Below are 14,943 nucleotides of genomic sequence, written 5' to 3'. Positions count from 1 at the left end.
CACGGCCCGCCCGGCACCGGGAAGACGATGCTGGCGAAGGCCGTCGCCAACGAGACCGACGCGACGTTCATCAAGATGGCCGGCTCCGAGCTGGTACACAAGTTCATCGGCGAGGGCGCGAAGCTCGTCCGCGACCTGTTCGAACTGGCCCGTCAGGAGGAGCCCGCCGTCGTCTTCATCGACGAAATCGACGCCATCGCAGCCAAGCGAACGGAGTCAAAGACCTCCGGCGACGCCGAGGTCCAGCGGACGATGATGCAGCTGCTCTCGGAGATGGACGGCTTCGACGACCGCGGCGACATCCGCATCATCGCGGCGACGAACCGCTTCGATATGCTCGACCGCGCCATCCTCCGCCCCGGCCGCTTCGACCGCCTCATCGAAGTCCCGAACCCCGACGTCGAGGGCCGCGAGCAGATCTTCAAGATCCACACCCGAAGCATGAACGTCGCCGACGACGTAGACTTCGAGGCGCTGGCCGAGGAGATAACGGACGCCTCCGGTGCTGACGTGAAGGCTATCTGTACCGAGGCCGGGATGTTCGCCATCCGCGACGACCGCACTGAGGTCACGATGGCGGACTTCCACAACGCCTGGGAGAAGATCCAGCAGGAGGAGACCGACGACGAGGACGTCTCCCGGACCTTCGCCTGATTCGGCCACGCTTCTATTGCAGTTCTTTTCTGTTTTCCGAGTCAGCAGCCACTGCTCCGGCCCGCAATCGCGCTGTCGTTCTCGTCCGTTTCAGAACACAGTTACCACTCCGGTCCTGAACTGTTGCTATGGCCGTCGCAGACACACTCCAGTCGCGTGCCCGCGCTCGTCCGCGGCTCGTCACCGCTGTCGTCTCGGTCGTTGGCTACGCGCTCGTGTTCGGCGCGTTCGGTGGCGTATTACCCCTCCCCGAGTTCTCGAACGACACCGTCATCCTGCTGGGTGACGCAATCGCCGTCGTCAACAGTATCGCCTTGCTCGCAATCGTCGCCGGCGTCTACTTCATCAAGAACGACCAAGTACAGAAACACCGCGCGGCGATGCTAACCGCCTTCACCCTCATCATGGTGTTTCTGGCCCTGTACATCCTCAAGGTCGGCGGCGGCTTCGAGAAGGAAATCGTCGCCGAGGGCTTCGTCTGGACGGCGTACATCGTGATGCTCGCCATCCATATCCTGCTGTCCGCGGTGTCCGTGCCCGTCGTCGTTCACGCCGTCGTCCTCGGGCTGACACACTCCCCTGCGGAACTCAGGGAGACGGTCCACGCCCGCGTGGGCCGCATCGCCGTCTCCGCCTGGGGGCTGAGCCTCTTTCTCGGGCTCGTCACCTACGTCATGCTGAACCACATCTACGGCTGGGTTCCCCGGTAGCAACAGGAGTCGTGGCGCGTGTTCGAGTTGTGTTTCGTTTAGCAGGACTGGACGCAAAGAGCCAGAAGACCCCCTTTCAACCCTACCCATACCGGCTGACCAACCGGCTACGGGTGGGACTGAAAGGGGCGGCTGGCTTCGGGAAGACGGCCGAAGTAAGCACCGCAACGCAGTGAGGAGCACAGCGAGGCCCTCGACCGAAGCCAGCCGGGGCTTTCTGACTGTCCACACACTGATTTGCTTAACAAACACTACACGCGTTCGGTGGCGAACGATTTTGCCGGCCGCCGTCGTAGGCCACGGCAATGACCACAATCAAGGACAGCGTCCACGACCACATCGAGGTTCAGGGCGTCGCGGCGGCGTTGCTCGACACGCCGCCGGTCCAGCGGCTCCGGCATATCTCACAGCTCGGCACGGTGACGCTCGTCTACCCCTCGGCGAACCACACCAGATTCGAGCACTCGCTTGGGGTGTACCACCTCGCGGACCGGGCGCTGTCGCATCTCGGAATCGAGGGCCAGCAGGCCGAACGGGTCCGCGCGGCGGCGCTCCTCCACGACGTGGGACATTCGCCGTACAGCCACAACGTCGAGGCGCTTATCCACCGTCGGACAGGCAAGTACCACGACGACGTGGACGAACTGCTGGGCGACGGTCCGGTCGCGCGGGTTCTCTCGGAGCACGGCCTCAACCCCGACCGCGTGGCCGGTCTGGTCGCCGGCGAGGGCGAACTCGGCCAGCTCGTCTCCGGCGAACTGGACGTCGACCGAATGGACTACCTTGTCCGTGACGCCCACCACACGGGCGTGCCCTACGGGACGATCGACCACGAGCGGCTGGTCCGGGAGCTGTGTTTCGTCGACGGCGAACTCGTCCTGGACGAGGGGAACGTCCAGACAGCCGAGTCGCTCCTGCTCGCGCGGGCGCTGATGAACCCCACCGTCTACCAGCACCACGTCGCCCGAATCGCCAAGTCGATGCTGCGCCGGGGGACGGAGGAACTGCTCGCCGCGACGGACGCGACGGCCGAGACGCTGCGCCGGTGGGACGACAGCGACCTGCTCGTGGCGCTCCGGCAGTGTGACGCGACGGCGGCGTACGCGCGGCGGCTGACCCAGCGGGACCTGTACAAGCGCGCCGTCTGGGCGGAGTGGGGGGCCGTGCCCGACGAGGTTCTGGCGGCCGACCACGAAGCGGTCGGCGCGATGGAGCAGGCTATCGCCGACGAAGCGAACGTCGACAGCGACGCTGTTGTGCTCGATATCCCGCCCGAACCGTCGATGACCGAGTCGAGCAGCCGCGTCCTCGTCAACGGCGACGTCCGCCGGCTCGGCGAGCAGTCGACACTGGTCAACGCCATCCGCGCCGCCCAGCGCGACCAGTGGCGGCTCGGCGTCTACGCGCCGGCGGACGAGAGCGAGCGGGTCGGTGCGGCGGCGATCCGCGAACTCGGACTCGATCTCGACGGGGCCAGAGTCCGGGACGTGCGGACGGGCATCCATGCCACCCTCGATGAGTTTAACTGAGAGAACAGGCGAACGGAGAGTATGATTCTCGAAGGGACGATTCTGACGGGACGGTCGTTCGAGGCTGTTGAGGGCCGTGTCGTGGTCGAAGACGGGGAGATAGCCGCCGTCGAGGAAACCGCGGTCGACAGCGACGACATCGTGGTGCCGGCGTTCGTCAACGCCCACACGCACATCGGCGATTCAATCGCCAAGGAGGCTGGGGAGGGACTCTCGCTGGAAGAACTGGTCGCGCCGCCGGACGGTCTGAAACACCGGTTGCTTCGCGATGCCAGCCGGGACGAACTGGTGGCCGCGATGGCACGGACGCTGTCGTTCATGGAGCAGTCCGGGACTGGCGCGTTCATCGAGTTCCGGGAGGGCGGCGTCGAGGGCGTCCGCGCGATACAGGACGCGCTGGCGGGTTCAGACCTCGACAGCGTAATTCTCGGGCGCGAGACGACGGATGCGATGGAACTGGCCGACGGGTTCGGCGCGAGCGGGGCCAACGACGGCGAGTTCGGGGCGGAGCGGCGCACGACCCAGGAGGCCGGGAAGCTGTTCGGCATCCACGCGGGCGAGGTCGACAGCTCCGACATCAACCCCGCGCTCGATCTGGACCCGGACTTCCTCGTCCACATGGTTCACGCCGAGTCGCTGCATCTCGAACGGGTCGCCGACAGCGAGATCCCCGTCGTCGTCTGTCCCCGGTCGAACATCGTCACCGACGTTGGCCGTCCGCCGGTCGAAGAACTGGCCGACCGGACGACAGTCGCGCTCGGGACGGACAATGTCATGCTCAACAGCCCGTCGATGTTCCGCGAGATGGAGTTCACCGCGAAGCTGTACGACATTTCCGCCCGAGAGGTGTTACGGATGGCCACGGTCAATGGGGCCGAAATCGCTGGGCTTGGCGGCGGTCTGGTCAAGCCCGGGCAGCCAGCACGCCTGCTCGTTCTCGACGGTGACTCGGATAACCTCACCGGGGCGCAAAATCCCGTCCGGGCTGTCGTTCGCCGGGCGGAGACGGCCGACGTTCGGCGGGTCGTCCACCCCAAGACTGAATAATTCTTATCACTGCGGGAATAGTATCCTTGGACGATGCCCTCCACCACCGACCGCGCCCTGAGCACACCGGCGAAGATACTCCTGTACGGCCTGCTCGGCGTCGTCTCGCTGATCGTCGTCCTCACCGTCGTGAGTTTCGTGTTCGAACTGCTGTGGGGCCTTATCGGGCTCCTGTTCGGTATCGTTGCTCTGGCTGCCACCATCGGCGTCCTGGCGGCTATCGGCTACGCCGTGTACTGGCTCGCTTCGAGCATCACCGGTCAGGACGAGGCGACGCCGTCGACCACCGATGTGTCAGAGACGCGGGCTACCGACACGGCAGGTGTGACCAGCGCCGACGAGACAGACTCCGTCGAACGACTCTCCGAACGCTACGCCAACGGGGAGATAACCGAAACCGAACTGGAACGCCGGCTCGAACAGGCCCTCGACGAACCGGCGCTGGATGGCTCCGGGGCAACAGAGTACGAACGGGACCGAGAGCTGAACTGAGCTCTATCCTGCTCGGTTGTTGTATGTTGTCTGTTACCAAACTATATCACCTCAGCCAGACAATAGTACGGCATGTACGACAGGATACTGGTGCCGACAGACGGCTCGCCGGGGTCGGAAGCGGTACTCACACACGCTGAAACACTCGCGACGACCCACGACAGCGAGATTCACGCGCTGTACGTCGTCGACACCGGCCGGTTCTCGACGCTCCCGCACGAACCGACGTGGGAGAGCGTCACCGACTCGCTCCACCGCGAGGGCGAGATGGCCCTGGACATGGTGGAGCGTCTCGTCGCCGACGACGTGACTGTCACGCGAGCCACAGCCGAGGGAAGCCCGAGCCAGGAAATCGTCGACTACGCGAACCAGCACGGTTGTGACCTCATCGTGATGGGAACCCACGGGCGTGGCGGCATCGACCGCCTGCTGCTGGGGAGCGTCGCCGAACGGGTCGTCCGGTCGGCCCACGTCCCGGTCGTTACCGTTCCGGTGGAGACAACGCTGCAAGATATCTCGGAGGACGAACAGCCTACCGGCGTCCCACAGTGACGTGTCTCCTGTCGTCGCCCTCACTCCGTAACCGGACGGAGATGTTCGCAATCTCCCGCTGAAACGACTTCTGTACCGGATTCTGTCTCGATGACGAGCGCGCCCGGGAACTGGATATCAACAGCTTCGCCCTCGATGGGGCCGCCCGGCGTCTCGACCCGGACCTGTTGTCCCAGCGTCGTCGCGTACTCCCGCCACGCCTCGACGACCTGCTCCGTGTCCTGGCGCAGTGAGTCGAACTCCTCCAGCAATCGCTGGGTGAACAGCCGTCTGTCGACCGGTTCGCCGCGTTCGGCCGAGAGGCTCGTCGGGTTCGCCTCGTCGGGTAAGTCCGCGGGGTCGACGTTCGCGTTGACGCCGATGCCCACGACGACCCACGAGACGCGGTCGGCCTCGCCTTCCATCTCGGTGAGGATGCCGACTAGCTTGCGTTCTTCCTCGCCGCGCCGGACGAGCACGTCGTTTGGCCACTTGATGCTGGCCTCGACACCGGCCTCGCGAGCGGCCCGCGTCACCGCCACGGCCGACGCAAGTGTAAACACCGGCGCGTGGGCCATCGGGACGTCGGGCCGGAACAGCACCGAGAGCCAGACCCCGCCGCTCGGCGAGTGCCAATCGCGGTCGAGTCGCCCCCGGCCGCCGGTCTGCTCGTCGGCCAGCACCACGATGTCCGACGCGCCCTCCGCCGCAAGGTCTCGGGCGCGTGCGTTCGTGCTGGGAATGCTGTCGTGGTACTCGACCGAAAAGGGCGCATCGAGGCCGTATTCGACCGCGCTTGCCCCGAACTCAGGTACCGAATCGAGGACGTAACCCGCGTCGTCGCTCCGGACCTCGAACCCCTCGTCGCGGAGGGCTTCGACGTGCTTCCAGACCGCGGAGCGCGAGATATCCAGTTCGTCGGCGAGGGTCGGCCCCGAGACGGGGCCGTCCGCCAGTGCGTCGAGCACCCGGTGGCGTGTCTCGTTCATATGCGGGGCTTCGACCGGCCGGAATAAAAGGCGTCTGCAGAAGCGATTCGGAATGGGGCGGCGTGATGCCCGGCCCCGACCTCACCCAATCACGAACAGCAGGTCGCCCATGTCGACGGACTCGCCCTCGCTGACGGCCACGTCGTTGATCGTGCCGCCGCGTTCGGCGACGATGTCGTTCTCCATCTTCATCGCTTCGAGCACACAGAGGACGTCGCCGGCCTCCACTTCGTCGCCTTCCTCGACGTTGACCTCTAGAATCGTCCCCTGCATCTCCGCGGCGACCTCCTGGCCCTCAGCGGCGGTGGCACTGCCGCCCCCGCCGTCGGAACTACTGCCGCCCTGTGGCCGCTGTGGCTGGCTCCCGCCGTCGGCGTCCACGTCGCCGACGTTGATCGGGGGTGCGCCGCGCTCTTCGAGGTCGACCTGGAACCGCTTGCCGTTGACCTCCACGGTAAACTCGCGCTCGACGACTTCCTCGTCCTCGTCGCCGTCGGATTCGGTGACGGTGCCCCACTTCTCCTGGGCCTCCTCGACACGCGTCCGGTCGAGTTGCTCGTCGAGGTACTTCGTGGTGTGTGTGCCGCCGACGAACTTCTCGTCGGTGAGCATCAGGCGGTGGAACGGGATGACGGTCGGAATGCCGTCGATGTCGAAGTCCTTGAGCGCCCGTTTCCCGCGCTCGATACACTCCTCGCGGTCCCCACCGTAGGTGATGAGTTTCGCGATCATCGAGTCGTAGTCGGTGACGAGGTCGTCGCCCTGCCGGAGCGCGTCGTCGAGGCGGACGCCGATACCGCCCGGCGGGTCGTAGGTGTCGAGGCTGCCGCCGGTCGCGGGCGCGAAGTCGTCCGCGGCGTTCTCGGCGTTGATGCGGAACTCCATCGCGTGACCTTCGATCTCCACGTCGTCCTGTGCGAAAGTGATCTCCTCGTCCATCGCCACCCGCAGTTGCCACTTGACGATGTCGATGTCGGTGATCTCCTCGGTGACGCAGTGCTCGACCTGAATACGGGTGTTCACTTCGAGGAAGTAGAAGTTCGCGTCCTCGCCGAGCAGTTCACCCGGCTCGCGGTCGGTGTCCTCTTCGACGAGGAACTCGACGGTCCCGGCGTTGTAGTAGTCCGATTCGCGGACGCCGCGGCGGGCGGCGTCGCCGATTTTCTCCCGGAGAGCGTCGTTCAGGGCCGGCGATGGCCCCTCCTCGATGACCTTCTGGTGGCGGCGCTGGAGCGAGCAGTCACGCTCGCCCAGATGCCGGACGTTGCCGTGGTGGTCGGCGATGATCTGGACCTCGATGTGGCGGGGGTTCTCAAGATACCGTTCGAGATACACCGAATCGTTCGAGAAGTACGCCTCACCCTCCCGCTTTGCGCTTTCGAGTTGCTCCTCGGCTTCCTCGGGATCGTGGACGATCTTCATCCCACGGCCGCCACCGCCGCCCTCGGCCTTGATGGCAACCGGGAAGCCGTTTTCCTCGCCGAACTCGACGACCTCCTCGGGGTCCTCGACCGGGTCGGTCGTTCCCGGGACGATTGGCACGTCGGCCGACTGCATGATCTTGCGGGCCTTCGTCTTCTCGCCCAGCGCCTCCATCGACTCGCTCTCGGGGCCGACCCAGGTGACGCCGTCCGTCTCTTGGACGCGCGCGGCGAAGTCGGCGTTCTCCGCGAGGAAGCCGTACCCGGGATGGATGGCGTCGGCGTCGGCCTGCTTGGCAGCGTCGATAATCGCTTCCTGATCGAGATAGGAGTCCGCAGCACGGGCCGGACCGACGTTGTACGCCTCGTCAGCGTATCGGACGTGGCCGGCGTGCTTGTCGGCGTCAGAGTAGACGGCCACTGTGCCGATGCCCAACTCCTCGCATGCGCGCATCACGCGCACCGCTATCTCCCCGCGATTAGCGACGAGCACCTTATCGAACATACGCCCTCATACTGAGAGTCGGCCCATAAAACTATGCGCAGATAGCGGCCAAACTTACATATATAATCATGTTAGTATGGGACATGGCCGCAAATCCAGATAGGGCACCGCCAACTGATACGGATTGGTGTAGATTATTTCCGGATAGCTCCGACACCGGGGTCGGAGCATACCAATAAATCGCTCCACCAATCCGTATAACAGAAGAACTGTCCGTGGTCAGAACCGTTCGGTGCGGCCGGCGGCGCTCCAGGGGTCGGTCGGCGCGTCCGTGCGGACTCGAACGGACCGTTTCTGCGTAGCTTCGACGCGCCCGGAGAACGACCACTGTTTGCCGTCCCAGGAGTCCTCGTCGCCTGCCGCCGCGGCCGCCGCGGCCGCTGCCGCCGCGCGCTGGCGGTCGGTGAGGTGCGCGCCGACAGCGACGGCAATGGCGGCCGCCTCGTCCGTCGAGGCGTCGTCGAGCTGTGCGGCGATCTCCGCGACCAGTTCGGCGTCGACAGCCGAGTCAGTGTCTGCCGCCATCGTTACAGTGGGATGTTGCCGTGCTTGCGGTCAGGCTGGTCCTTGCGTTTCCCCCTGAGGAGGTCCAGGTCGTCGATGAGCCGCGGGCGGGTCTCCTGCGGTTCGATGACGTCGTCGACGAAGCCGCGCTTGGCCGCCGTGTAGGGGTTCGCGAAGGCGTCGCGGTACTCGTCGATGAGTTGCTGCCGGCGGGCCTCCACGTCGTCGGCGTCTTCCAGTTCGTCGTCGTAGAGGACGTTCACCGCGCCCTTCGGCCCCATCACGGCGATTTCGGCGGTCGGCCAGGCGTAGTTCATGTCCGCGCCGATGTGCTTCGACGCCATCACGTCGTAGGCCCCGCCGTAGGCTTTCCGCGTGATGACGGTCACCAGCGGGACGGTGGCCTCCGAGTAGGCGTACAGGAGCTTCGCGCCGTGGTTGATGATGGCGTTGCGCTCCTGGTCCTTGCCGGGCATGAACCCGGGCACGTCGACGAACGTGAGAATCGGGATGTTGAACGCGTCACAGAACCGGACGAAGCGCGCGCCCTTCCGCGAGGCGTTGATGTCCAGCGTCCCGGCGTTGACCCGCGGTTGGTTGCCGACGACGCCGACGCTGTGGCCGTCCATGCGGGCGAACCCGATGACGATGTTGCGCGCGAAGTCCTCGGCGACCTCGAAGAAGGAGTCCTCGTCGACGATGTGCCCGACGACGTCCGTCATGTCGTAGGGCTTCTGCGGTGCGTCGGGGACGGCCGTCTTCAGCCCCTCGTCCCGGCGGTCAGGGTCGTCCCAGGGCTCGACCCGCGGCGGGTCCTCGACGTTGTTCTGGGGGAGATACGAGAGGAGATACCGGATATCGTCCATCGCGTCCTTCTCGTCGGCGGCCGTGAAGTGGGCCACCCCGGACTCGGAGGCGTGGGTCTTCGCCCCGCCGAGTTCGTCGAAGCCGACCTCCTCGCCGGTCACCGTCTCGATGACGTCCGGCCCGGTGATGAACATGTGGCTGGTCTCCTCGACCATGTAGACGAAGTCCGTAATGGACGGCGAGTACACCGCGCCGCCGGCACACGGCCCCATGATGGCCGAAATCTGCGGGACGACACCGCTGGCCTGCTGATTGCGGTGGAAGATGTCGGCGTAGCCCGCCAGCGAGTCGATGCCCTCCTGAATCCGCGCGCCGGCGGAGTCGTTCAGGCCGATGATGGGCGCACCCGTCTCGATGGCCTTGTCCATCACTTTACAGACTTTCTGTGCGAACGCCTCGCCCAGCGACCCACCGAAGACGGTGAAGTCGTGGGCGAAGACGTACACCCGGCGGCCGTCGACCTTTCCGTAGCCGACGACGACGCCGTCGCCTGGTACCTTCTTGTCTGCCATATCGAAGTTCGTCGAGCGGTGTTCACGGAGCGAGTCGATCTCGACGAAGGTACCGTCGTCGAGGAAGTAGTCGATGCGCTCACGAGCGGTGAGTTTCCCGCGGTCGTGTTGCGCCTCGATCCGTTCCTCGCCGCCGCCCCGCTCGGCCTCGGCTTTTCGTTCTCGAAGGTCCTCGACACGGTCATCGTGGCTCACGCGATATCACTTCTCCCGGACCGGAGCATATCCGACTCCTTGCGGGCATCCGAGAAAAGCGTTATCAAACTTCACCATTATTTCTCGTATTCGATAACCGAAACCGGCGGAGTTTTGAGCGATGGCCCGTTGAGTTCGCGCGTGAAGAACGTCACGGCCCGCCAGCACAACCCCTTCGGCTTCGACGCACCGTGTGAGCCGTTCGTGCCCGGGTACGGCGACGCCAACGCCCACTTCCACGTCATCGGCGACCATCCGGGTGTCCACGGTGGCGAAACGTCCGGCATCCCCTTTACCGACAACGCCGCGGGCGAACGTCTCCAGCGGGCGCTCGTCGAGGCCGGACTGCTGGCCGAAGCCGGTACGCCACCGACCGTCGAAAAGACGTATCTGTCGTATCTGTACATGTGCGGCGGCGAACCGCCGACCGAGTCGGACTACGACGACCTGGAACCGCTGTTCGACACGGAACTCCGGGCCATCACCGCCCACGTTCTCCTGCCCGTCGGCGAGCGCGCCACGCGACATGTGTTCGCGAACACGACATCGGAGCCGACCGAGTCCATAGACATGGACGCGCGCCACGCCACGGAGGTCGTCGGGAGCGGCTGGCTCGTCTACCCCATCAAAGAGCCCGCGGAGTGGACCGCTGACGAGGAGGACGCCCTCGTCGACGCGCTGACCGCGCTGCTGGAGACGGACTACCGCCGCGAGGCGGACCTCGGACGGTTCATGCCGGGCGAGGACCCGTATCTGGTGCGGTAGCTGCGCCTCGACTGATTTCTCTGGCGGTCGCGGTTCCCGGTGACTCGAAACAACGGAATTACAGCGACCACTCGTCCGAGAGCGGGTCCGCGGACGCCCAGTACGTGTCGAACGTCTCGATAGCCCACTCGCGGACGGCCGGCGCGGTCGTGTCGATTGACGCCTGCAGGACTCCGTTGCCATCCCGCAGCAGGAGGTGGACCACGTCGTCGGCAATCATCACAGCGAGTGGCACGCCGTCGCTCCGGACCCGGACTGAAGCGTCCGGCTCGACACGGAGCGATTCGAGCCGACGCCGGAGTCGGTCGTCCGCCGCGAGCGCGTCGATGGCGCTTGGCGAGAACACGCCCGAGAACCGCTGCTCCCCCGCGCTGACTCGTTCCTGAACGACCCGAATCGCCTGGTCGTTGAACGCGTGTGAGAAGGTCCGGACCTCCTCGGCGTCCCGAAGCAGGTCAAGCAGCCGCTGGACCGGCGCGTTCGGGCGCGTCTGGCTCGGGACGGTTATCGTGGCGTCGGCCAGATGTTGCAGGTCGAAGTCTATCGCGTCGGTGGGAAGGTACTGGACGATGTTGCGCAGCCGGCGCTCGGTTTCGAGGCTGTCGAGCAGGTCGGTGAACCCGTCGGCGACGATGCGGCCCGTCGCCGTTGCGACGTACTCGCCGCCCGTTCGGCGTATCCACGACCGCTCTTCGAAGTCCGCGATGATACGCCCGAGCGTCGCCTGTGACGCACCGGTTTCGGCCGCGAGTTCCCCGCGCGAGTGGGGGTCCGCCGCCAGAAGCCGTAACACCTCGACCCGGTTCGACGAGAGCGCGAGGAACTCGATCTCTTCGAGCGCCGATTCCATACCGCCGCGTTGGGGAGTCCGTCCTAAAGCGCTTTCGCAGTGTGAAATAATTTCACACCGTGAATATCCGCCACGGGTGTTCGGCCGTTTCGCGTTATGTAAGATTTTCTAAACGGCCCTATAAGCCTCGATCCCGTACCGTAGAGTACGATGACTCAGGTTTCTCCACGCCCTCTCTCTGTCGGCTGTGCAGATATTTCAGAAATTAAATACGAGGTGGCGGCATGATTTCGCGCCGCACGCTCGCCCTCGCTACGGTTGCCAGCGTCCTGCTCGGTGGGACCTTCGTCGGAGCGAAGGCAGGCCTCTCGTACCTCCCACCGCTTCTGTTCGTCGCCCTTCGGTTCGACATCGCCGCCGTCGTGCTCCTCGGCTACGTCGTCGTGACCCGGTCCCGGGACGAACTGCTCCCGCGAACCCGTGGCGACGTGCTGGCGATTCTCTCGACGGGTCTATTCGCGCTCGGCCTCGCGAACGCGCTGATATTCGTGGGCCAGCAGTCCGCCACCAGCGCGGTCGCGGCCATCGTGTTCAGTCTCAACCCGATACTGACGCCGGTGTTCGCCGCCATTCTGCTCTCCGACGAGCGGCTCTCGGCCCGCGGCGGCCTCGGGATGGTCATCGGCCTGCTCGGCGTCGGCCTCGTCGTCAGCCCCGACCCGGCGATGCTCCTGAGCGGGGGCATCGGCAAGCTCATTCTGTTCGCTGGCGCGACCAGCGCCGCGCTGGGCAGCGTCCTCATCCGGTGGTCCGGCGGCGACCTGTCGAGTACGGTCCGGACCGCGTGGGCGCTCCCCGTCGCCGCCGCGCTCTCTCACGCGCTGAGCATCGGCATGGGCGAATCGGCGGCCACGGCGGTCTGGTCTCCGACCGCGATAGCGGCCCTGCTGTACGTCGGTATCTTCGCCGGGGCAATCGCCTACATCGCCTACTTCGGCCTGCTCGATGTCACCGGTGCGATCCAGGCCAACCTCATCTTCTACGTGGTCCCCGTCGTGTCGACGCTTGGCGGGTGGGCCGTGCTCGGTGAGACTATCACCTCGACCGCAGTGGTGGGCTTTCTGACCATCTTCACGGGATTCGCGGTGCTTGGCAGCGAGTCGGTCGATATCCACGCACTGCTCCCGGGTACCGCTGACGAGGGTGACACTGCGTCCGAGAGTCTCGGCATCGCGGACGAACCACGCGGGTTCGAATCCGACTGAGATTGGCTGTTAGGGTGTCGTATAGCTGCTGTCAACCGGTCAGCCGGGTTGTTGAAAAGCGGGTCTGCATCCGCCGGAAACCGATACCGTACGTCGGTTATATCGGCGGGATGATCGCCGGGTCCTCGGCGAGGAACAGCGTCTGCAGGCCGAGCGCCAGCGTCAGGATGACGCCGAGGATGACCACCGTTCGGACCATCCAGAGCCAGGTCGGGCCGAACGCCCGGAGTCCACCCGTCCCCTGTCGAAGCTCGGCAACTGCGTCAGAGGAGAGCACCCAGCCGACGAACACCAGAACGAGCAGCACCGACAGCGGGAGGAACAGCTTGTACGCGAGCGTGTCGAACCAGCCGAACCACGCCAGGTCCCAGGCTGATGGGAATCCGAGAACGAACAGCACAACTCCGAGCATCGCCGACAGAGACACTCGCGAGTACGACGTGTTGTCGACGCCGTAGGAGACTGCAACTTCGAGCAGGCTGATCGCGGAGGAGATCGCGGCGATGAGGACAACGCCGAAGAACACGATACCGAGGAGTCGCCCCCCGGGGAGCTGTGGGAACGCCGACGCCATCGCGACGAAGATGGCGGACGGGCCGCTGGTGTCGGGACTGATGTTGATGGCGAAGAGAATCGGGAACACGACGAGACCCGCCAGCACACCGACGAGCGTGTTCGTCACGACGATGATGCCACCGTCGACCGGGAGGCTCTCGTCGTCACCGATGTACGAGGAGTAGGTGATCATGGCTGCCATCCCCAGCGAGAGGGTGAAAAACGCCTGTCCAACTGCGAACGGGATCAGGTCGCCGGCGTTCGCCGCCAGCGTGGAGAAGTCCGGCGAGAGGAAGTAGCTGTAGCCAGCGCCTGCTCCCTCGAGTGTGGTGACCCAGGCCGCCATCCCGATCATGAGGATGACGATGCTGGGGACCATCACCTTCGTCGCCTTCTCGATACCGTCCTCGACACCCACTGCGACGATGCCGACACAGATTAGCAGGAACAGCGCCTGCCCGGCGACGGCCTCTGGACCACTGGAGATAGCGCCGAAGTACTCCGCGGAGTTGCCGAAGTATGCGCCCGTCGCGCTACCGAGGATATACCGCATGACCCACCCGCCGACGACGTTGTAATACGAGAGGATCCAGAATCCCGTAAAGACGCCCAGGCCACCGACGACCCGCCACTGCTTGAACCCGAGTTCTGCGAACGCGTCGACGGCATTACGGTTCGTTCGCCGACCGATGATGAACTCCGCCAGCATTGCCGGGAAGCCGATGAGCAACACGGCGGCGAGGTAAAAGACGAGGAACACTGCGCCGCCGTTTGTCGCGGTCTTGAACGGGAACTGCCAGATGTTTCCGAGACCGACTGCGCTACCGATCGCTGCGAGAAGGAACCCGAGCCGTGAGGCCCACGTTTCTCTGTCACTCATTGTGATGCGGCATATTCTTCTGGGGTATAAAAACCACCGTGATTCCGGTTCGCAATACCATCCGATAGTATGACCAGTCTGACATCATTTGCGACGGCGAACAGCAGCAGCCGAGAGGTCCACACTGACACCTCCTTGCTGGTCATTTCTCGACAGCGCGGATATGTGACTTCGAATCTACCTATCTGACCACGTCTGGAATCTGTATCTCAAATAATCAAAAACAAACCCACGATGAAAATTGTTGGGTTTGATTCATGTTCGCCGCGTACTGTGGAACGTAGAGACCGAACCTCCGGTTCTCGGACAACAGACATGGACTATTCAGATACAGAGCGGATTGTTGATGAATCGCTCGAGTTCCCAGCGACGCATACGGCTGTGATTGAACAGATCGGTGCCATTGAAATAACGTCTCCCTCCGGTAACTCGGTGACTATTCAAGAGACGTTAGACCCGGTCGAAGAGGAGAGTTATCTGACCGCGGATGCGCTTTACACCTCGATTATCGGCAATCTCGACGAGACATTCATTGGACGCAAGTACTATGATGACCGCGGGGGGATCGCAATCGGAACTGAGATCAGAGACGAATCTACCGTCTCCTTCTGACGATTGCTCCCGCTCATCCAGACTCCCGGTCGCCGTTCTGGACACGATATCGGTGGGTGACCAGGCAATCACATCGATACCCAGAATAGTCACCCGTGACGTGGTGGACCGTACTGCCGG

At 64.6% G+C, this 14,943-nt stretch carries 15 protein-coding genes; 9 read left to right on the top strand and 6 right to left on the bottom strand.

The genetic code is table 11. The features are described from left to right. From C442_RS11175 to C442_RS11150, 6 genes are all read left to right on the top strand, one after another. Positions 1-654 (top strand): AAA family ATPase (locus C442_RS11175; protein ID WP_008310475.1); only part of this gene is annotated, 654 nt, incomplete at its 5' end. Between the two features lie 128 nt (positions 655-782). Further along, complete coding sequence (locus C442_RS11170; protein WP_008310473.1) at positions 783-1,364, top strand: DUF420 domain-containing protein; 582 nt, start codon at positions 783-785, stop codon at positions 1,362-1,364. A gap of 305 nt (positions 1,365-1,669) precedes the next feature. Beyond that, positions 1,670-2,893, top strand: coding sequence for an HD domain-containing protein (locus C442_RS11165; protein ID WP_008310470.1), 1,224 nt, complete (start codon positions 1,670-1,672; stop codon positions 2,891-2,893). Between the two features lie 21 nt (positions 2,894-2,914). Beyond that, positions 2,915-3,940, top strand: coding sequence for an amidohydrolase family protein (locus tag C442_RS11160; RefSeq protein ID WP_008310468.1), 1,026 nt, complete (start codon positions 2,915-2,917; stop codon positions 3,938-3,940). 33 nt (positions 3,941-3,973) lie between these two features. Then, on the top strand, positions 3,974-4,432 hold the full coding sequence (locus C442_RS11155) for an SHOCT domain-containing protein (RefSeq protein ID WP_008310466.1): 459 nt from the start codon (positions 3,974-3,976) through the stop codon (positions 4,430-4,432). Between the two features lie 72 nt (positions 4,433-4,504). Beyond that, the gene (locus tag C442_RS11150) at positions 4,505-4,984 is read left to right on the top strand and encodes a universal stress protein (protein ID WP_008310464.1); all 480 of its coding nucleotides are present in this window, start codon (positions 4,505-4,507) and stop codon (positions 4,982-4,984) included. A gap of 20 nt (positions 4,985-5,004) precedes the next feature. Here C442_RS11150 and C442_RS11145 read toward each other — a convergent pair whose 3' ends face one another. The 4 genes from C442_RS11145 to C442_RS11130 form a co-directional block, all read right to left on the bottom strand. After that, the gene (locus tag C442_RS11145) at positions 5,005-5,952 is read right to left on the bottom strand and encodes a biotin--[acetyl-CoA-carboxylase] ligase (protein WP_008310462.1); all 948 of its coding nucleotides are present in this window, start codon (positions 5,950-5,952) and stop codon (positions 5,005-5,007) included. An 81-nt stretch (positions 5,953-6,033) separates the two neighbouring features. Next, positions 6,034-7,878: an acetyl-CoA carboxylase biotin carboxylase subunit gene (locus C442_RS11140; RefSeq protein ID WP_008310461.1), complete on the bottom strand. Its 1,845-nt coding sequence runs from the start codon at positions 7,876-7,878 to the stop codon at positions 6,034-6,036. A gap of 219 nt (positions 7,879-8,097) precedes the next feature. Next, on the bottom strand, positions 8,098-8,403 hold the full coding sequence (locus C442_RS11135) for a hypothetical protein (RefSeq protein WP_008310458.1): 306 nt from the start codon (positions 8,401-8,403) through the stop codon (positions 8,098-8,100). 2 nt (positions 8,404-8,405) lie between these two features. After that, complete coding sequence (locus C442_RS11130) at positions 8,406-9,956, bottom strand: acyl-CoA carboxylase subunit beta (RefSeq protein WP_008310456.1); 1,551 nt, start codon at positions 9,954-9,956, stop codon at positions 8,406-8,408. 141 nt (positions 9,957-10,097) lie between these two features. On the opposite strand from C442_RS11130, the gene C442_RS11125 reads away from it, so the two are divergent. Next, positions 10,098-10,721, top strand: a complete 624-nt coding sequence (locus C442_RS11125; RefSeq protein ID WP_008310455.1) for a uracil-DNA glycosylase family protein — start codon at positions 10,098-10,100, stop codon at positions 10,719-10,721. Between the two features lie 58 nt (positions 10,722-10,779). Here C442_RS11125 and C442_RS11120 read toward each other — a convergent pair whose 3' ends face one another. Next, positions 10,780-11,571, bottom strand: a complete 792-nt coding sequence (locus C442_RS11120) for a helix-turn-helix transcriptional regulator (protein WP_008310454.1) — start codon at positions 11,569-11,571, stop codon at positions 10,780-10,782. A 224-nt stretch (positions 11,572-11,795) separates the two neighbouring features. On the opposite strand from C442_RS11120, the gene C442_RS11115 reads away from it, so the two are divergent. Next, positions 11,796-12,776 carry a DMT family transporter gene (locus C442_RS11115; protein ID WP_008310453.1) on the top strand — a complete coding sequence of 327 codons (981 nt, stop codon included), beginning with the start codon at positions 11,796-11,798 and terminating at the stop codon, positions 12,774-12,776. A 97-nt stretch (positions 12,777-12,873) separates the two neighbouring features. On the opposite strand, the gene C442_RS11110 is transcribed toward C442_RS11115, so the two are convergent. Then, a complete protein-coding gene (locus C442_RS11110) occupies positions 12,874-14,211 on the bottom strand; it encodes a sodium-dependent transporter (RefSeq protein WP_008310452.1) in 1,338 nt (445 codons plus the stop codon). Between the two features lie 315 nt (positions 14,212-14,526). On the opposite strand from C442_RS11110, the gene C442_RS11105 reads away from it, so the two are divergent. Continuing rightward, positions 14,527-14,823, top strand: a complete 297-nt coding sequence (locus C442_RS11105; RefSeq protein ID WP_008310451.1) for a DUF5789 family protein — start codon at positions 14,527-14,529, stop codon at positions 14,821-14,823. Positions 14,824-14,943: the final 120 nt, after the last annotated feature.

The organism is Haloarcula amylolytica JCM 13557 (assembly GCF_000336615.1).
GTDB classification, from domain to species: Archaea; Halobacteriota; Halobacteria; order Halobacteriales; family Haloarculaceae; genus Haloarcula; species Haloarcula amylolytica.
The sequence above is the reverse complement of the archived record's forward strand: the minus strand, read 5'-3'. Positions and strand labels throughout refer to the sequence as shown.